The sequence below is a fragment of the Salisediminibacterium beveridgei genome, from assembly GCF_001721685.1.
Taxonomy (GTDB): domain Bacteria; phylum Bacillota; class Bacilli; order Bacillales; family Salisediminibacteriaceae; genus Salisediminibacterium; species Salisediminibacterium beveridgei.
In genome coordinates this window covers 1,692,964-1,710,893 of the sequence record NZ_CP012502.1, presented here as the reverse complement: position 1 = coordinate 1,710,893, position 17,930 = coordinate 1,692,964, and the positions used below count along the sequence as shown (strand labels likewise).

The following is a 17,930-nucleotide window of genomic DNA, read 5'->3' as shown; positions in this document are numbered from 1 at the left end:
CCCGGACAGGCATCAGCAAGAGGTCGTTTTGCAAGGTTCATGTAATGCGCCGTTCTGAGCATGAACCGCATTGTTGCGAAAGTCAGCTGGACACATTTGATAACCGATTACTTTATAACCTTTGCGCTCAAGGAATCGGCATGCAAGATTCACTTCGACACGGTCATTTGCAACCAGAATTAATTGTCTTGGCATCTCTTTTGGATAATGTCGTTTCAAATAAGCTAATGGAACATTGATTGCAGCTTCCGAAGGACGTCTCAACGCATCTTGATATTCTCGAATATCAAGAACCCATTCATCATCCATTTCGTCTGTTGAAATATTACCATAATTCACCATTGTATGAGGAGCTGAATAACGCTGATATACGAGCAGGCCAGTTATTAATAATAGCAATACGATTAAAACATAACTCATTAGAGCATCTCCTTTGCATGGACTAAGCTTAGCTTATACCCTTATTGGTATATTGTCAATTGATCTGTTTTATGCTCACAAAACGTTTATCTAATTACCTTTTTTCCGTTTATCCTGCAGTCGTTGCCATTTCCGATCTACTGCGATTCTTGAAGCGACGATGTCTTCTTGGTCCATTTCAATCATTACAATCCTTACATCATCAAGTGTAAGTTGAAGCCACGATCCTATTTGAACGGAGACAGGTATTATATCCATCTCGAGAGTCCATTCTTTTGAAAGACTTTTTGCAAGTAGAGTGACATAACCTTCTTGGCTGATTTCCTTTACGATTGCATTAATTTGCTTCATAGGACACCTCCATACTGTCAGACATTCAGTCGCATATACTGATTGTCATAAACATCATACCAAAGATCAGTTTGTTCAAGCATCCCGGCTATTTGAATCAGCAAATCCTCTCGTCCTCTCGCACTCATAAATTGCACACCCGTAGGTAACCCGTTTTGCGTCATACCAATCGGCAAAGAAACAGCGGGTTGACCGGTCAGGTTAGCCAATTGTGTAAACGGTGTGCGTTCAAGACTTTTAAAGATCATATCATCAATTACATCGAGTTTCGTCAATAAACGTTGTGCTTTTAATCGGCTGACCCATTCAATCATTCTTTCTTCGCTGCGACCGATAGAGAGTTCTCCTATTTGAGCAGGCGGCATAGCAGTAACAGGCGTTAAATAGATATCAAATTGGTGATGGAAATCAGTCATGCGAATCGCTGCCTCATCCCAAAAGGCCATTTGCGATACAAATTCTTCGGCAGATATCACTGTCCCAACTAAATTCAGAAGCCATGTTACAGGTTCCACTTCACTTCGCTTTACAGGTCGTCCGAGCATCTTTCCAATTGAGCGAACTTTAGCAGCTGTTTCGCCAAAATATAATGTCATATAACTTCTAGCGATCATTTCCCCATCTACTGGTTGTATAACTTCTTCAACATCGTGTCCTTGATCCGATAACCATTTTGCTGTCTGTAACACATCTGATCGAATCGATTCGTCCATTCGTCCACCGACGGGTGAAACGATTGAATAGCCGATTTTCAGCTTTTTTTCAATAGGTTTATTCACGAGATCCAAGTACGAGCCGTTAAATAACGGTGCCTGGAATGCCTGAATCTCTTCGGAGCCGCTCAAATGATCCATAATAGCAGCTGTATCACGTACACTTCGAGTAAGAATCCCTTCCTGTGAAGCACCTTGCCAATTTCGACCCGTATCCGGCCCTACCGGTGTTCTTCCTCTGGTAGGTTTCAAACCTACCAGTCCACAGTAAGAAGCAGGAATTCTGATCGAACCACCTCCATCATTCGCACCTGCGACTGGAACCATGCCGGAGGCCACCGCTGCAGCTGAACCACCGCTAGATCCCCCGGGTGTGTAATCCAGGTCCCAAGGATTTCTTGTCGGTCCATATAACAGTGGTTCAGTGACAGCCATAAGGGAAAATTCGGGCACATTGGTATGGCCCATGGGCATAAAACCACTATTTTTCATACGTTTTGTATATTCTGAATCATACAGACATCGTTTATTTCGCAAGACATAAGATCCCGAAGTCAATGGTTCACCTTTTAATCCCTGGGACATATTTTTTAACAACATTGGAACACCCGCAAATGGTGTCCCCTTGAATAATGTTTGCTCGGAGGTATTTGGGTATCGCTTACTGATAACAGCATTTAAAGATGGGTTTAAACCACTGATTCTCGCAAATGCTTTATCAATAATCTCTGAGTGTTTCAGTTCTTTATTGGTCACCAATTGACTTAATTGTATAGCATCCATTCGTGCATACTCTCTGTTCCTCATTTCAAGTCCCTCCTAAAAAAACTATTATACTATTCATCCAATCCTTTACGAAATAGTATAGTGTATTTCAAAAAAAAATGTAAACGTTCACAATTTAGCCATAGACTTTTCTGAAATTTCAGTTATAATAAAGGTATAAATAAATATTCACAGTTTCAGAGACTCAGCCATAAGTTGGTTCCGTAACTCCGCACTCCATTCAAAATGCGACATTCGTAAAATCACGATCCGGTAAATCGCCACAATAAAAAAGTGGAAACTAAATGATCAACCGGAAGTGATTTCAAAAACGAAACGTTTTTTGAAACGATCTGCGTTGTAACCTGATGAAATGATCTTTGATTATCAATCCTAAGAAGTTCGTTGTCTGATTTATTGTAACTCCAGGATCTATCCCAATTAAGACTGGAGCTCTGCAAGGGAATAATTGATTGACAACTGGATTACCGATGATATTGAAGAGGTCATTTAAAATCGTTCAATGCAGAAAAAAGAACCACGGAAACAACACACTTTTCACTTAATCCGTGTAAAAGATTGTAACCGTGCCTGACCGGCCAGCTGAGATTATGTAAGAAAAGTGAAATGGTTGAGTCCCTGAAGCTGTGAAATACCATCTCTTTTGGAGATGGTATTTTTTGTATATGTTTAACTTGATTCTGATTAAACCATGAGACAAATGTATGCTTTCATCCTGTTTGCAACTCTATCTTACTTATTGACTGATAAATGGTGAACAGCCCGCCACATATGGTATTGGATCCGGTCAATCCATTGAATGCCCTGGATCAGATCGATGCCCTTCTCTACACGCTCTTCCTCAACGGCTGCTTTCTCGAACATGACTTGCCTTAACTCTTTCCGTTTTTCAGCCAGATAATGTGCATTGGCTTCTGTATCTGTCACAATCGATTCGTGTTCGAATGCCGTCACCAAACTGATAGCTTTGGCATTCTCTGCAACGTTCGTGGTTAATTCATGTAATAAAGGGTCCTGGAGCTCATTCTGATGACGATTTGATACGTAAAGATTCTTGATAAGTCGCTGGATGTGATCAATAATATGAACCATCCCGACTCTTCGCCGATACTCGGCCTCACTGGATGGTTTTTCTGACCCTGACAAGTCAGATAAAAACTGCTCCACATTCGCTATGCCTCGTTCGATGCGTTGTAATTCTTTTTTATTAAATTGAGTAAGTTGACCTGAAAGAATCACATCAGCAGTGATTTCAGCTGTCTGCTTCATCATGTTATGCAAAGCACGGTAAGCAGATTCCGTTGCAACTGGACCTACCGCAGTGACACTGCGGTCGAGATAACTGCTGTAAGATATTTCTGATGCATCATCTTTTATAATGAATTTCACAAGTTTCAAAAACCAAGGATAAATAAGTAATATCAGAATTACTCCTGTTACATTAAAAACAGTGTGAAATAACGCCAGTTGAATTGCAGGGTCACTGATTCTCAACCATGAAGAGAGAAGGAAAACCAACTCAATTAATAGTTGTAAAAACATAACGGCTACCAGACCTGTCAGTAAATTAAATAAAATATGAGCGGTCACGGTCTGTTTTGCTGGTATGGATACGCCGATGGCTGCAATTAATGCTTTAATGGTAGTTCCCACATTTTGACCAATTACCAGGAGAGCCGCCTCATGAAAATCAATGGTTCCGGTGTGAAGAGCAGTGATCGTCGTTACCACCGCAGCACTTGAAGATTGCATCAGCACCGTCATGATCATGCCCGCCATAATTAGTATAAGAGTCCAGAGTAGTCCTTCCCCTGTGAAATTGCTTAAATCAAATCCAACAGCATATCCGCTCATCCCGGCTTGAAGCGTATCGATTCCCAGAAACAAGAGACCAAAACCAATAAATGCATAGCTGGGTCCTATTAATTTGTCTTTAGTGAGCAGTTTCAAGAAAACACCTGCACCAATCAACGGCATCGATAATATTGTCATATTGATTTGAAAACCTATTGCAGAAACAATCCACCCCGTACTTGTGCTGCCTAAATTGGCTCCTATGATGACTCCTGCAGATTGGGTGAAAGTCAGTAAACCGGCACTGACGAAGCCAATCGTCATGAAGGTCATGGCGCTAGAAGATTGAAGCAATGCGGTCATTAACGCACCAGAACCGATCGAGCGCATTACGCCGCCGGTGAATTTACTTAATAATTCTTTCAGCCTCTCTCCGGCCATTGTTTTTAATCCCTCAGTCATCAGTTGTATACCAAACAGGAAAATGCCGAGGCCGCCAATGATTAAAAAAGCAGTTTCCATATTATCACCAGGTTTCTGAGGGAATTTGAATATGGTTCAGCTTAGAATCATTTCTTTTCTTGAAATTCTTTAATATACAAATAGCCCGCTAATACAGCAGATAAAAGCAACAATATAACCGAACCCGCCGTATAGCCTTCACTGAAGAGGAGGTAACCGTGACGCATGGCGTTTAAAAGCAGAAGAATAATAATGATTACGTTGAACTTACGATTCATAAGTGACACATCCTTTGACGAAATACATTTCTGATACATTAATTATAGCACAGGAAGAATCATACACTGCACTTGAATAAGCCAAAAAGCACATCATTTTGATCCTCGCCTGCAAAATGATGTGCTTTACATATCATTATACTTTGACTGCTTTTTCGTAAGACATTTTCAGAATTTGCATCGGATGGTACGTCTCTTTTTCAGTCAATTGATCAAGTTGATTTTTACACATTCCGCATTCTGTCACGGTAACGTCTCTTCCCATTTCCTCTATGGCTTCTTGCATTTTTCGTCCCATTTTCATGGAATAGGAATATTTTTCTTTTTTGAAACCGAATGTACCACATTGACCGCAGCAGTCAGCTGCTGAATCAGACATGCTGTAGCCCGGTATGTGCTCAAGCACATCAAGTGCGGGGGTGCCCATACTTTGTCCTTTCATATGACAAGGGGCATAATAGGCAGCACTCATATTCAGTTCCCCCAATTCCCGATTGAATTCTCCTGCCTGATCAAGATGTCTTAAATATTCATCCGCATCATAGACTGAATCAGCAAGCCTTTCAGCATCCTCAGTACCGATGTAGTGAAGATATTCTTTTTTCACAGCCATACTGCAGCTCGTGCAGGTCATGACGATGTCGTAGCCATCATCCACATAGGATAAAAGTGATTTGATATTATAATTGGCATTCTTTTTCCCCTGTTCCATACGACCGTTTGCAAACATCGGAACCCCGCAGCATTTTTGGTCCGGCATCGCGACTTCGATATCGTTTGCTCTCATCACATCCACCATTGCCACTCCGATGTCAGGATTGTTGTATGTGGCATAGCATCCGGAAAAATAAGCCACCTTACGATCAGTTGTCGCTTCCTTTTTCTTGTACTGTTTTTTGAAATGATTAAAGGAATAAAGTGGAAATTGTCTCTCGCGCTCCATTCCCATGACTTTTTCCATGACGAATCGGGCGGGTTTGAATTTCATGACAACATTCGTTACTGGTGCAAATGCACTGGCGGCCATTCCGACGTATTCAGCATGACTCAGGACAAGATCGCGGAATTTAGTGCCGTCAGCTTCCGCTCGTGCTGCTTTCAAATTTGCTGTCAATTCAGATACCGGAACCCCCTCTGGACAAGTGATGTCACATGTACCGCATAAAGTGCAAAGATCGATTGCCGGATCAATGACGGGCTCCTGTTGAGCAGTGAATCTGGCAAGCTCCGGTCCCAGGTGTTTCGGACCTCCGAAATCGCCTGTAACACTCGACACCGGACACTGAACCGTACAGGCATTACATTTTAAACAAGGGTTGAATGTCATATCATACAGTTTCTGCACTGGTTTCACTTCCTTTCAAAGAGCGATTCATATTGCTGGTTGTATGGGCACTTTCAAGAATGGCGTACATGCCACCGATCAATCCATATTGCAGCGGCACTTCGTCTGGAAAGACACCGGCATTCCAGTAGTTTTTCAAGTCATTCCTGCTTTCGCCTTCCACTGTTTCCAGAAGTGAACGATGACCTCCTGCAGAGATGAAGGATTTGCCGGTAATTTGATGGGTTTTACCATTCGCCTGGGTTTGAATACCGAATACCTTGTCCTGTTGCACATCAAAACCTGTGACTTCGCTGTTTTCATAAAAGCGCACACCGGAACGAATTGCATGTTGCCTAAGTCCTTGAAACAACCTCAATGCGGATGCATTCGGTGGAAGTCCTGGAGCTTCTGTAACTGGTGTGTTCAAGGCCGATTCCGTTTCTTTGAGAACAGTGGCGTGTTGACGAATTCCAAGAATGGAAGGAAATACAATCAAATCGACTTTGTCATTACAGTCAGCAGTGATTCGCACCTTTAATTCAGATAAGAGTTGTGTTCTTTCGTATGCATCATCCATGCGATATGCGATATCCACCTGAGAAACAGGTCTTACAGTCGATACCTTCTTTTCCAATCGAATTGTATGAATAGTAAGATTTGGTCGTTCTAAGGCCAAATTGGCTTTTACATATTCAGGAACAAAGTCTGTTAATTCATCAAACCCGACAATGACGACCGATCCTTTCGCCGGGACCGGTTTCATCGCTGCGGGATAAAGCGTTGTCCATTTCAGATAGCCGGCCCCTGTTAATAGTGGAACGTTCTCAGAAAGACTGCCTTCATACGGCAGATGGATCTCTTCCATCAAAAATTGGAAGCTGTTTACAGCTGATTGAAGACCGTCTGTATTCACCGTATAATTCACGTGCTCCGCCCACTGACGGATATCCGCCTGCTTTCCTGGAATGAAATCCATGACGCCGGTTGACTGCAGTAATTTGCCGGTTCCTTTGGCTACCAAGGCAGTTTTCTGACCATACTGATTAGCGTAGATCGCTGTTAAAAGGCCGGTAAGTCCCTGACCGATGACCACTGTATCATACATTGATTTTACCTCCTTCAGGAATACCCAGTGAAATATGATAGATCGCATTCATTACCTCTTTTTGTTTTGGAGCTTCCGGATCATCAACCATCTGCATGCCTTTTTTACGACTCTCCAGTGCTTCCATAATTGCTGTTTCAGCTTCTTCAGCTGACGCCAATCCATCTTCAACGGCAAGGGCTGCTGCCCGTTTATGACAATACGTTCCCTGGCATGGTCCCATACCCAGTCTGGTCCTTCTTCTGATATCACCAAGATGAAAAGGCTGATCCGCAGGCATGGAAGCCTTGACTTCTGCCCAAGTCACTTGCTCACATTCACAAATTATTGTGCTGCCCCGTGCAGTTTTGAGTTGTTCTTCAATGGCCTGTTTACGAATACCGGACCAAGTAGCTATTTTTTTATCTGCCGCTTTAGAGAGAGTATTTGACAGTTCTCCTTTTCGTTCATGCATCGGTACTTGGCCGGTTGTACATTGAACCGATTGATTGGTCTTTTCACAGACAAGATCTACGGTTTTTTCAGCCATGTAGCGAAATGTCGTCAATTTTCCACCTGTGATCGTAATGAACCCTTTTAACCCATCTCGCTCTTCATGATCGATCAAAGCCATCCCTCGAGTCACATTGCGTCCGGAGGCATCATTTGTACCTTCTTCTTGAAAAAGTGGTCTGCTGCCACTGAAAGCTCTGATCGTTCTCAGTTTACGGACATCCGGAATCAAAGCGGCACCTTCCTCAAGCATCCGGCTGATTTCTTCTTTATTTAATGAGAAATCGTCTGGTGATTTTACATTCACTCCGGTTGTACCGAAAATTGTTACATCCCGGGCGGGGACAAAAATATCCGCATCCCCTGGCATTCTCAACCGGTTGATCACTTGATGATTGATGCGCTGATTTAAAACGGTCAATGTTCCTTTATTATTAATCAGTTTCATCTCAATTCCTGCCAAGGAAGTCACTCGCTCTCCCCAGGGACCTGCGGCATTGACAACGAAATCTGTCTGAATGTTTACAGATTCATTTGTATAACGGTCTATCGCTGTGACTCCGGTGATTTGTCCATTTTCTTCGTGTATGGCCTTCACTTCGTGGTAACGAAGGCATGTTGCTCCTTTCAAAACCGCATCTTCCACAGTATCAATCACCAGTGTAAATGGATCCACCGCACCATCAGGTACACGGTATATAGCTTCAGCTTCCGGATTAATAAATGGCTCTTCTTTGAGTGCCTGTGTAAGTGAAATCTCTTCGATGGGTATTCCGGTCTGAAGACAGGATTTCACCCATTCATCCACATAGCTGTCATCATCCCCGGGCACTTTAACAAACAGTCCACCTGTTTCTTCTACGGATCCCTTTGCAATATGCTTCAGTATCAGATTTTCCCGATAACTCTCCATGGCAGCATCTTTATCCCTTACCGCGTAACGTGCGCCAGAATGCAGCAAGCCGTGATTTCTTGAAGATGTCCCATGGACCAGATCTTTTTGTTCAATCAATACACAATCAAACCCTCGCATTGTCAAATCCCGCAGGACACCGGCTCCTGTGACACCTCCGCCAATCACTACAACACTTGTTTTCAGTTGTTTCATTTGATTCAGTCCCTTCTTTCAGTTTTATTCAGAGATCTCTGATTCCGTCGATTAAAGACTACTAGGCTTGTCTTCAAGCCTAAGGTGAAATCCTAAGTTACACTTATACTTCTCTCAGAAGTATAAAAAAAAGCAGCCATAAAAATCCGTTCGTAAACGGACTTTTATGGCTGCCTCAGATTCTCATGCCATATCGATTTGATATTAACTAAAGAATAACATAGTATCCTTGGCAACAAACGCAACGGATTCGAACGTTCTGTGAACTCCCAAAAATTTGCCTTGTTATAAGCGCAGGAAAAGATTCAGTTTACGTCGAAAGACTATGATATGAGAGTACTATAATTCAAAGAGGTGACGAAAATTGGCAGATAAAAAAGTACGATTCGGAATACTCAGTACTGCAAAGATTGCTGAAAAGCAACTTGTCCCTGCATTGAAAGAAGCTGTAAACGCAGAATTAACAGCTGTGGCGAGTCAAAGTGGAAAAGAAAAAGAAGCGGCACAAAGATGGGGAGCCCCTTTTCATTATGATGATTACCGGACTCTTCTGAAGGATCCGGACATCGATGCAGTGTATATTCCACTTCCGAACTCACTGCATCAGAAATGGGCTATCGAGGCAATGAAAAATGGCAAACATGTTTTGCTGGAAAAACCGGCAGCCTTGAACAGTGATGATATCATTGCGATCAGTTCAACGGCTAAAGAGTATAATGTACAATGGATGGAAGCCTTTATGTATCAATTCCACCCTCAGCATACGTACGTCAAAAAGCTGATTCAAGACGGCGAAATTGGAAAAATCAAACGGTTCCGATCCCATTTCAGCTTTCCTATGGATCTCACTTCCGACAATATCCGTTTGAATAAAGAGCTGGGCGGGGGCGCATTATTCGATGTGGGCTGCTATTGTGTTCACGCATCCAGGGACCTTCTCGACGAAGAACCCTTAAAAGTATTCTCCAATGCCAGAAAACTGACTGAGGATGGCGTCGATATTTCGTCAACTTCCATTCTTACATTTGAAGAAGCCGATGCTGTGATTGATTGCAGCTTTGATGAACCTCCTTCCAATTATTATGAAGTTATTGGAACAAAAGGAAAAATTGAAGTGCTTCACGCATTCAGACCTGATGAAAACCCCGATCAAGGTGAAGGCATTGTCATATTGAAGGACTTAAACAATCAGATAGTGAATGAAAAACGGCTCGGTGGAAACCCATATACACTTCAAGTTGAACATTTTGCTGATTGTGTGCTTCAAGATAAAGAACCGCGCTATAATGGCGAAAAATCCTATAACAATATGAAAGTTATTGAAGCACTTTATCGTTCTCAAGGGTAATTTTCATAATGAAACCCAGCCTTACTGCCAAGCCAATGGCGAAAGCCTTACTTTCACTCATACCCTAATCCATTAACGAACTTAAAATCTTCCTTAAGCAAGATGAAAAAGGCTGTAAACCTTTTTTGGGTTTACAGCCATTGTGATATCACGATATAGAGTCCTGCCAGGACCCACAGATAAACACCCGGTCATATTGCAGGAAGTCTGAATCTTCTTCCCTGCGGCCTTGTATCTACCTCATTTGAAATTCCTCAAGTACCGCTCGTTTGGCAATTCTCTTTTTGTTGGAATTTTTTCATGATATCCCTCCTGTCATCTCATTATACCCTGTTAGGTATATAGGAACAACCTTAAACTTCCATGGTTCCTTGTTTACCATTTAATGAATAACTTGCTGTGATTTCCGCACTCAAAGAATGAGATACTGAACAGTATTCATCTTTTGACAGGCGAATGGCTCGTGCAAGTTTTTTTTCAGGAACATCTCCTTCCAAAATATAATGAATATGAATTTTTGTGAATTTTCTCGGGTGTTCTTCTGCACGCTCTGCTTCCACCTCTGTATCGAATCGTTCTGGAACAATCCGCATTTTATTCAAAATGGATACAATATCGATTGCTGTACAGCCCGCGACCGCTTGAAGAAGAAGCTCAGTGGGACGTGAACCCTTGTTTAAGCCGCCAATTTCCTCAGCTGCATCCATTGCAACCTCGTGCCCCGAAGGGTTTTGTCCAATAAATCCCATTTTCCCCGTCCATGTTGTCGTTGTTTTCAATTTGCTCACCTCTTTGAATTAATCTTAAACAAGAACCGATCTTGATATGAATAGTATACTGTTCATAGGCACTCTTGAAAACCCATACGCATAGTATTTAACTGGGTTTGCCTGAGTACTCAAAAAGTAAAGGTAGATTTTCGTATACGTTTTCATTATGATGAATGTAGAAGTCTGATGTCTTATCTTATTCGGAGGGAATGATTATGAAACGTATTGCTGTACTGACCAGCGGAGGGGATGCTCCTGGAATGAATGCTGCTATTCGTTCAGTTGTCCGCGCTTCCGTCTATTATCAAATCGAAATTTACGGAGTATATCGTGGTTATAGAGGTTTAATTGATGGCGATATTGAACCTCTTTATGCTTCATCTGTTGCAGATATCATCCACAAAGGGGGTACCTTTTTGAAATCTGCACGTTCGGAAGCATTTAAAGAACCGAAGTTCCGGAAACAAGCTGCTGATCATTTGAAAGCAAAGGGAATCGATGGTCTCGTCGTTATTGGTGGTGACGGTTCTTTTATTGGAGCCGAGAAAATCAGCGAAGAAGGCATTTCAACCGTTGCGATTCCTGGCACTATTGATAATGATCTGGCTTACACGGATGAGTCAATTGGTTTTGATACCTCTGTGAACACTGTTTTGGATTCTATTTCGAAAATCCGTGATACATCGACTTCTCATGAGAAACCGACTATTGTTGAAGTCATGGGCAGACATTGCGGGGATATTGCGCTGTATTCCGGCATTGCCGGTGGTGCAGGTACAATCATTATCCCAGAGGAAAAAACGACTACCAATGAAATTATTGCCAAGCTTAACAAGGACCGGCAACGTGGGAAGCTTCATCATCTGATTCTTCTGGCAGAAGGGGTACAGTCTGCAGCTTCTCTTCAGGAAGAATTAAAGAAACAAACCGGAATCAGTGCCAGAATCAGTGTCCTCGGTTTTATTCAGCGTGGCGGCGATCCCACCTCCAGAGACCGGATCCTGGCCAGCCGAATGGGGGTCAAAGCTGTTGAATTACTGATGGATGGCCATTCTAATCAGGCTGTAGGTATTCATAATAATCAGGTTTATCACTTGCCGATACAAGAGGCATTAGCCATAACGAAACCCTTTGATCAAGAAATGTATGACTTAACGAAAATTTTATCAGTCTGACAAATAAACCCCTTGATGACCGGATTTTCATCAAGGGGTGTTTGCTATGTGATCACTAAACTTGTGATATACACTCTTTCGATTTGCAGGCTTGGAAACTGACGGTTTATCGTTCCTTTTATCTCATTTTCCAAAGCTTCTTTTCCGGATTTGCCACTGATGCGTTCAAGATCGAATTCCGAAATAGCGTTGGATAGTATCCAATCGATCACTTTTCGTCCATTGATCAACGATGTCCGAGCCTCTTCATTGGTGACTTCGATCGCAAATTCTGCCCTCACGATATTGCCGTCACCCATCATATAAATACGCTCTTCCGTGCTGTACGTTCGCTCACGTACATCATCTGACGCGAAAAAATTATCTTCTCCAAAAAGCATAAAGAACAATAGCGACACCATCGTCACACCTACAATAGGTGAAACGAAAGCCATCATCCGCTGTTTTGACGACATTTTTTTCTTTTTTGGTTCTGCTGCCTGTTCTTTCGAATCTTCCACACCATTCACCACCGTTTATCTTCCTTTACTATCGTATCATTCTCATTTGGAATAGCAACCGAAAATCAAAAGATTACAAAATCATGGCTGCAATCCAACCGAAAGCAATCAGCGGTAAATTAAAGTGAAGGAAAGTAGGAACCACAGTGTCCCAAATGTGATTATGCTGTCCATCTGCATTTAATCCTGCGGTCGGTCCAAGAGTGCTGTCTGAAGCAGGGCTTCCTGCATCGCCCAGTGCTCCCGCAGTTCCAATCAAAGCAATTGTTGCCATCGGAGAAAACCCTAGTGACAGTGCGAGAGGAACAAAAATTGCGGCTAAGATCGGTACGGTCGCAAATGATGATCCAATTCCCATTGTAATGAACAAGCCGATAATCAACATGACAAATGCTGCAATTCCCTGTCTTCCATCAATCCACTCACTCGCCCATCCTACAAGACTGTCGACATGGCCAGTTTCGCGGATGACTTCTGCAAATCCCCCCGCTGCGATCATCACAAAACCGATAAAAGCGAGCATCTTCATCCCGTCTGTAAGTAACACGTCTGTTTCCTGCAGTGTAAAGATACCCTTAAAGTGAAGCACAATAAAGTAAACATAAAGAATCGCAAGTCCTGTCAATACGCCAAAGATCATGGAATCACTAAGCACCTGTGCTGTCAACACAGTAATAATTGCAATCAGTGCTGTAATAATCCCCCATTTTGAAACGGGCCTTTCGGTTTCAGGTTCACTCACAGCAAGATCCCTGTTCTCATAAGTTCGAGGTTTGCGGTAGCTGACAAGAAATGCCCAGAGGAGACCCACGAGCATTCCTGCTACGGGAATTGCTAAAGCTGCCGGGATCAGATCAGGATCTATCGCCAGCCCGCTTGCTTCCATATTATCACTGATCGTGTCATGGAAAATAGCTCCATATCCTGCCGGAATTAATATATACGGAGCTTTCAGACCAAATGTCAGCGCAGTTGCTGTCGCCCGTCTGTCCATGAATAGTTCATTAAAAACTTTCAGAAGTGGAGGGATCAGAACCGGAATAAAAGCAATATGTACAGGCACCAGATTTTGTGACAAAGAGGCAACTCCTGCAATTAAAAACAAAATCAAAACTTTTGTTAACGAGCGCTTTCGGTCTTCACCCTGCCTTCCGACAATTTTAACTGCGCCCCTTACCATAAGGTCAGGTAAACCGGTGAAGTTTAATGAAATCGCAAATGCACCTAAGAGACCATAACTCAGCGCCAACGACACATTCGTCCCAAGTCCTTCGGTAAACACGTTGATCGTTTCAGTTACAGAGAATCCGGCAGTAATACCTCCAGCAACAGCACCTGCCAAAAGAGCAAATACAACATGGATTCTTGATAAGCTTAAGACAATCATGACTAATACAGCAACAACAACAGCATTCATAGTAAAATCTCCTTTATCACTTTATCATAATAAATAAGTAACGTATCAAAACGTTATGATCATATCAAAATGCCTGCAGGTTGTAAAGAAGCGAAGCTATACTGTTGCTGAACATGGTAAAGAGCATAACCGGGCCAATGACTCTCGGTTATGCTCTGGTATTTCACTATTGGTTTACTAAGGCTTAAGAGCCTCAAAAGCTTTCTGAATCCTTTCTGTTACAGGCCGTTCATCAGGATAACTGGTTTCACCGAAACGCTTGACAGCTTGCACTTCCATGGTTGTACTCGTAATAAATACTTCATCAGCACGTTCAAAAAAGGATAGATTGGATTCGATTTCGTGAACCGGGATCTGGAGGTCAGCGGCAAGATCAATCACTTTTTGACGTGTGATGCCATGCAGAATTGTTCGTTTTGCAGGGAAAGTATACAATTCCCCGTTACTGACACAGAAGATATTACTGGATGAACCCTCTTTTACAATGCCCTCTTCGACGTAAATGCTCTCCTGACAGCCACTGTCTTTTGCTTTTTGTTTTGCCAGTACATTGGACAACAAATTTAAGGATTTAATATAACAGTTCTTCCAACGATCCTCTTCCACAGCACAGATATCGACGCCCCCCTCCTTGAGATCAGGAGCGACGATTCTTGCTTCTTTAATAACCATTGTCAGAACCGAGTTGTCAGGTTCCGGAAATGAATGCAGTCTCGGTGCTGCTCCGCGACTGATTTGAAGATAGATTTCTGCTTCTGGAATCAATGATTGACTCAACCCTTTTTGGATCAGGGTGATCAGCTCTTCTCGGGAGTATGGAAGTTTCATTTGAATCGCGTCTGCACTGATCTCCAGTCGGTCCAAATGCTCCGCAAGGCAAAACGGTTGTCCATTGTAAACGCGGATCACTTCATAGATCCCGTCACCAAACTGATGGGCACGATCCTGAATCGGCACGATCGGGTCATCCAGATCCAAAAAAGTATCTTTATAAAAAGCAATTTGTGGCATTCTGTTCGCCTCCTGTGTTCAGTTTTTCAACTCATTGATACGCGCCTGAACTTTTTCTCGTTGCTGAATATAATCCTTTTCTTTCGCTCTCTCCTCATCGACGACGTTTTGAGGTGCTTTAGCTGTAAAGCCTTCATTACCGAGTTTTTTCTGTACTCTTGCAACTTCACCATCAAGTCGCTTTAATTCATCATTGAGCCGTCTGATTTCCTCATCAAGATCCAACAATCCGGCTAATGGCATGTACAGCTCTAGCCCTTTAAGAACAGAACTCATCGATTTTTCTGGTGCAGTCAGCTGAGTACCCATGTTGAGTTCGCTCGGATTGCAGAATTTCCAAATATACTGTTCTCCACGTTTTAACTGATCCAGTACATCACGATTGTTTGCATTCACCATGAGCTCGATGGTTTTGCTTGGTGCTACATTTAATTCTGAACGTGTATTTCTAACCGATCGGATAATTTCCTGCATCAGCTCCATATCTTTCACGGCCTGATCGTTTGTGAGGTCTTTCTTCACTTCCGGCCATGAAGCAACAGTAATCGATTTACCTTGATGCGGAAGGTGCTGCCATACTTCTTCTGTAATAAATGGCATAAACGGATGCAACAGACGCATCGTCTGATCCAGGACATACGCAAGAATTGATCGGGTCGATGCTTTCAGTTCTTCATCGTCACTGTTAAGCGGAAGCTTGGCCATTTCAATATACCAATCGCAGAAATCATCCCAGATAAAGTTATACAAAGCTCGTCCCACTTCACCGAATTCGTAGGCATCTATAAACTTTGTAGTATGGGAAATGGTTTCGTTCAGTCTTGTCAGGATCCATTCGTCAGCGATGGTCTTCTTTCCGTTCAAATCTATCTCTTCATATTTCAGATCACCGATATTCATAAGTGCAAATCGTGATGCATTCCAGATCTTATTTCCGAAATTCCAGTTGGCTTCGACTTTCTCCCAGAAGAACCGTAAATCATTACCCGGGGTACTTCCGGTACTTAGAAAGAAGCGAAGTGCATCCGCACCATACTTATCGATAACGTCCATCGGATCGACACCATTACCCAGTGACTTACTCATCTTACGCCCTTCACTGTCGCGAACGAGCCCGTGGATCAGTACATCCTTGAACGGTCTGCGCTCCGTGAAATGCTGTCCCTGAAAAATCATCCGGGCAACCCAGAAATAAATAATGTCATAGCCTGTGACCAGGGCATCTGTCGGATAGTAGCGGTTGAAATCTGTTGCTTCCTCATTCGGCCAGCCCATGGTGGAAAATGGCCATAACGCCGAACTGAACCAGGTGTCAAGAACATCTTCATCCTGTTCCCAATTTTCAGGATCATCTGGTGCTGTGCGACCAACATACAGTTCACCAGTCTCCTTATGAAACCAGGCGGGGATGCGGTGCCCCCACCAGAGCTGTCTGGAGATACACCAGTCACGGATATTCTCGATCCAGTGCAAATACGTTTTCTCAAACCGGTCCGGGACAAAATTAACTTTATCTTCACTTTTCTGAAGGGCTATCGCCTGTTCAGCCAGGGGGCCCATCTTAACAAACCATTGCGTGGATAAATACGGTTCCACCACGGCACCACTTCTTTCCGAATGCCCCACGCTGTGAGCGTGGTCTTCGATGTTAAAGAGGACGCCCGTTGCCTGCAAGTCTGCTACGATTTGCTTTCGGCAATCGAACCGGTCCATGCCGACGTACTTCCCTGCATTTTCATTCATTTTTCCGCCTTCATCCATGATAAGAACCCTTTCAAGATCATGACGGTTTCCTATTTCGAAGTCGTTCGGATCATGAGCCGGGGTAATTTTCACTGCCCCTGATCCAAATTCCATGTCGACATAATCGTCCGCAACAATTGCCATTTCCCGACCAACGATCGGCAGCGTAACGGTTTGTCCAATCAGGTGCTGGTACCGTTCGTCTTTCGGATGAACAGCAACGGCCGTATCGCCAAGCATCGTTTCCGGACGGGTGGTAGCCACTTCAATATGCCCTGATCCGTCCGTCAGGGGGTATTTCATATGGTAGAATGCCCCTTGAACATCCTGATACACGACTTCAATATCCGACAGTGCTGTTTTTGTCTGCGGATCCCAATTGATGATGTATTCGCCGCGGTAAATTAATCCTTCTTCATAAAGCCGGACAAACACTTCTCGAACAGCATCGGACAAGCCTTCATCCAGTGTGAACCGTTCTCTGGAATAATCCAGTGACAACCCCATCTTCGCCCATTGTTCGCGAATAAAAGAGGCATATTCTTCTTTCCAGGACCAGGACTGTTCCAGGAATTTTGCCCGCCCCAAGTCATGCCTGCTGACGCCTTCTTCCCTGAGTTTACCTTCGACTTTCGCTTGTGTTGCAATGCCGGCATGATCCATTCCCGGTAACCATAAGGCATCATAGCCTTGCATACGCTTGACCCGGATCAGAATATCCTGAAGGGTCGTATCCCAAGCGTGACCAAGATGAAGCCTGCCCGTAACGTTTGGGGGCGGAATGACGATGGTGTAAGGCTCCTTCCCCTCATCCCCTGTGGCTTCGAAGAATTTCCCTTTTACCCAATAGTCATACCATTTTGCTTCCGTTGTTTTTGGATCATATTTCGGGGGCATTGCTGTGTCCTGATTCATTGTAATTCCTCCTCTGATAAATGGGTGTTCATTGCATACAAAAAGCCTTCGCCCTGAAAGGACGAAGGCTGTATTCAGCTCGCGGTACCACCTTTGTTTACACGTCTTCTCGAAATAGGACGTATACACTCTTCCTCGGTAACGGCAGTGAACCGGCAATGACTACTGAAAAGCTTCTTGCGCTTTTTGTTCATCATCGCAACTCCAGGGCTACC

At 43.3% G+C, this 17,930-nt stretch carries 15 protein-coding genes and 1 other annotated feature (1 of these 16 running past the window's edge); of the genes, 2 read left to right on the top strand and 13 right to left on the bottom strand.

Annotated elements, in window-relative coordinates; translation table 11 throughout:
* Positions 1 to 12 precede the first annotated feature (12 nt).
* From BBEV_RS07955 to glpA, 8 genes are all read right to left on the bottom strand, one after another.
* On the bottom strand, positions 13 to 420 hold the full coding sequence (locus BBEV_RS07955) for a hypothetical protein (protein WP_069364983.1): 408 nt from the start codon (positions 418 to 420) through the stop codon (positions 13 to 15).
* A gap of 90 nt (positions 421 to 510) precedes the next feature.
* A complete protein-coding gene (locus tag BBEV_RS07950; protein WP_069364982.1) occupies positions 511 to 771 on the bottom strand; it encodes a hypothetical protein in 261 nt (86 codons plus the stop codon).
* A 17-nt stretch (positions 772 to 788) separates the two neighbouring features.
* Positions 789 to 2,291 (bottom strand): amidase family protein, encoded by a 1,503-nt coding sequence (locus tag BBEV_RS07945; protein WP_069364981.1) that lies wholly within the window; start codon positions 2,289 to 2,291, stop codon positions 789 to 791.
* 711 nt (positions 2,292 to 3,002) lie between these two features.
* Positions 3,003 to 4,586, bottom strand: a complete 1,584-nt coding sequence (locus BBEV_RS07940) for a Na/Pi cotransporter family protein (protein ID WP_069364980.1) — start codon at positions 4,584 to 4,586, stop codon at positions 3,003 to 3,005.
* A 47-nt stretch (positions 4,587 to 4,633) separates the two neighbouring features.
* Entirely contained in the window at positions 4,634 to 4,804 is a 171-nt protein-coding gene (locus BBEV_RS17380) for a hypothetical protein (RefSeq protein ID WP_157100943.1), read from the bottom strand.
* Between the two features lie 136 nt (positions 4,805 to 4,940).
* Positions 4,941 to 6,149 carry an anaerobic glycerol-3-phosphate dehydrogenase subunit C gene (locus BBEV_RS07935; protein ID WP_232318292.1) on the bottom strand — a complete coding sequence of 403 codons (1,209 nt, stop codon included), beginning with the start codon at positions 6,147 to 6,149 and terminating at the stop codon, positions 4,941 to 4,943.
* Positions 6,133 to 7,236, bottom strand: a complete 1,104-nt coding sequence (locus BBEV_RS07930) for an FAD-binding protein (protein WP_069364979.1) — start codon at positions 7,234 to 7,236, stop codon at positions 6,133 to 6,135. The genes BBEV_RS07935 and BBEV_RS07930 overlap by 17 nt, the downstream gene beginning before the upstream one ends.
* On the bottom strand, positions 7,229 to 8,836 hold the full coding sequence (gene glpA / locus BBEV_RS07925) for an anaerobic glycerol-3-phosphate dehydrogenase subunit GlpA (protein ID WP_069364978.1): 1,608 nt from the start codon (positions 8,834 to 8,836) through the stop codon (positions 7,229 to 7,231). Before glpA ends, BBEV_RS07930 begins: the two co-directional genes overlap by 8 nt.
* A gap of 364 nt (positions 8,837 to 9,200) precedes the next feature.
* Here glpA and BBEV_RS07920 point away from each other — a divergent pair, with 364 nt between their 5' ends.
* On the top strand, positions 9,201 to 10,184 hold the full coding sequence (locus tag BBEV_RS07920) for a Gfo/Idh/MocA family protein (RefSeq protein ID WP_069364977.1): 984 nt from the start codon (positions 9,201 to 9,203) through the stop codon (positions 10,182 to 10,184).
* 353 nt (positions 10,185 to 10,537) lie between these two features.
* Here the strand turns inward: BBEV_RS07920 and BBEV_RS07915 are convergent, their stop codons facing one another.
* The gene (locus BBEV_RS07915; RefSeq protein ID WP_232318290.1) at positions 10,538 to 10,963 is read right to left on the bottom strand and encodes an OsmC family protein; all 426 of its coding nucleotides are present in this window, start codon (positions 10,961 to 10,963) and stop codon (positions 10,538 to 10,540) included.
* A gap of 206 nt (positions 10,964 to 11,169) precedes the next feature.
* Between BBEV_RS07915 and pfkA the strand changes: the two genes are divergently transcribed.
* Complete coding sequence (gene pfkA, locus BBEV_RS07910; RefSeq protein WP_069364976.1) at positions 11,170 to 12,129, top strand: 6-phosphofructokinase; 960 nt, start codon at positions 11,170 to 11,172, stop codon at positions 12,127 to 12,129.
* A gap of 44 nt (positions 12,130 to 12,173) precedes the next feature.
* On the opposite strand, the gene BBEV_RS07905 is transcribed toward pfkA, so the two are convergent.
* The 4 genes from BBEV_RS07905 to BBEV_RS07890 all read right to left on the bottom strand — a co-directional run bounded on the left by BBEV_RS07905 (position 12,174) and on the right by BBEV_RS07890 (position 17,715).
* Positions 12,174 to 12,641: a flagellar basal body-associated FliL family protein gene (locus BBEV_RS07905; RefSeq protein WP_069364975.1), complete on the bottom strand. Its 468-nt coding sequence runs from the start codon at positions 12,639 to 12,641 to the stop codon at positions 12,174 to 12,176.
* A gap of 61 nt (positions 12,642 to 12,702) precedes the next feature.
* Complete coding sequence (locus BBEV_RS07900; protein ID WP_069364974.1) at positions 12,703 to 14,046, bottom strand: Na+/H+ antiporter family protein; 1,344 nt, start codon at positions 14,044 to 14,046, stop codon at positions 12,703 to 12,705.
* A gap of 177 nt (positions 14,047 to 14,223) precedes the next feature.
* Positions 14,224 to 15,057, bottom strand: coding sequence for an aminotransferase class IV (locus BBEV_RS07895; RefSeq protein ID WP_069364973.1), 834 nt, complete (start codon positions 15,055 to 15,057; stop codon positions 14,224 to 14,226).
* 18 nt (positions 15,058 to 15,075) lie between these two features.
* Positions 15,076 to 17,715 carry a valine--tRNA ligase gene (locus BBEV_RS07890; RefSeq protein WP_069364972.1) on the bottom strand — a complete coding sequence of 880 codons (2,640 nt, stop codon included), beginning with the start codon at positions 17,713 to 17,715 and terminating at the stop codon, positions 15,076 to 15,078.
* Between the two features lie 54 nt (positions 17,716 to 17,769).
* Positions 17,770 to 17,930, bottom strand: a binding site (T-box leader) (it continues 100 nt past the right edge of the window).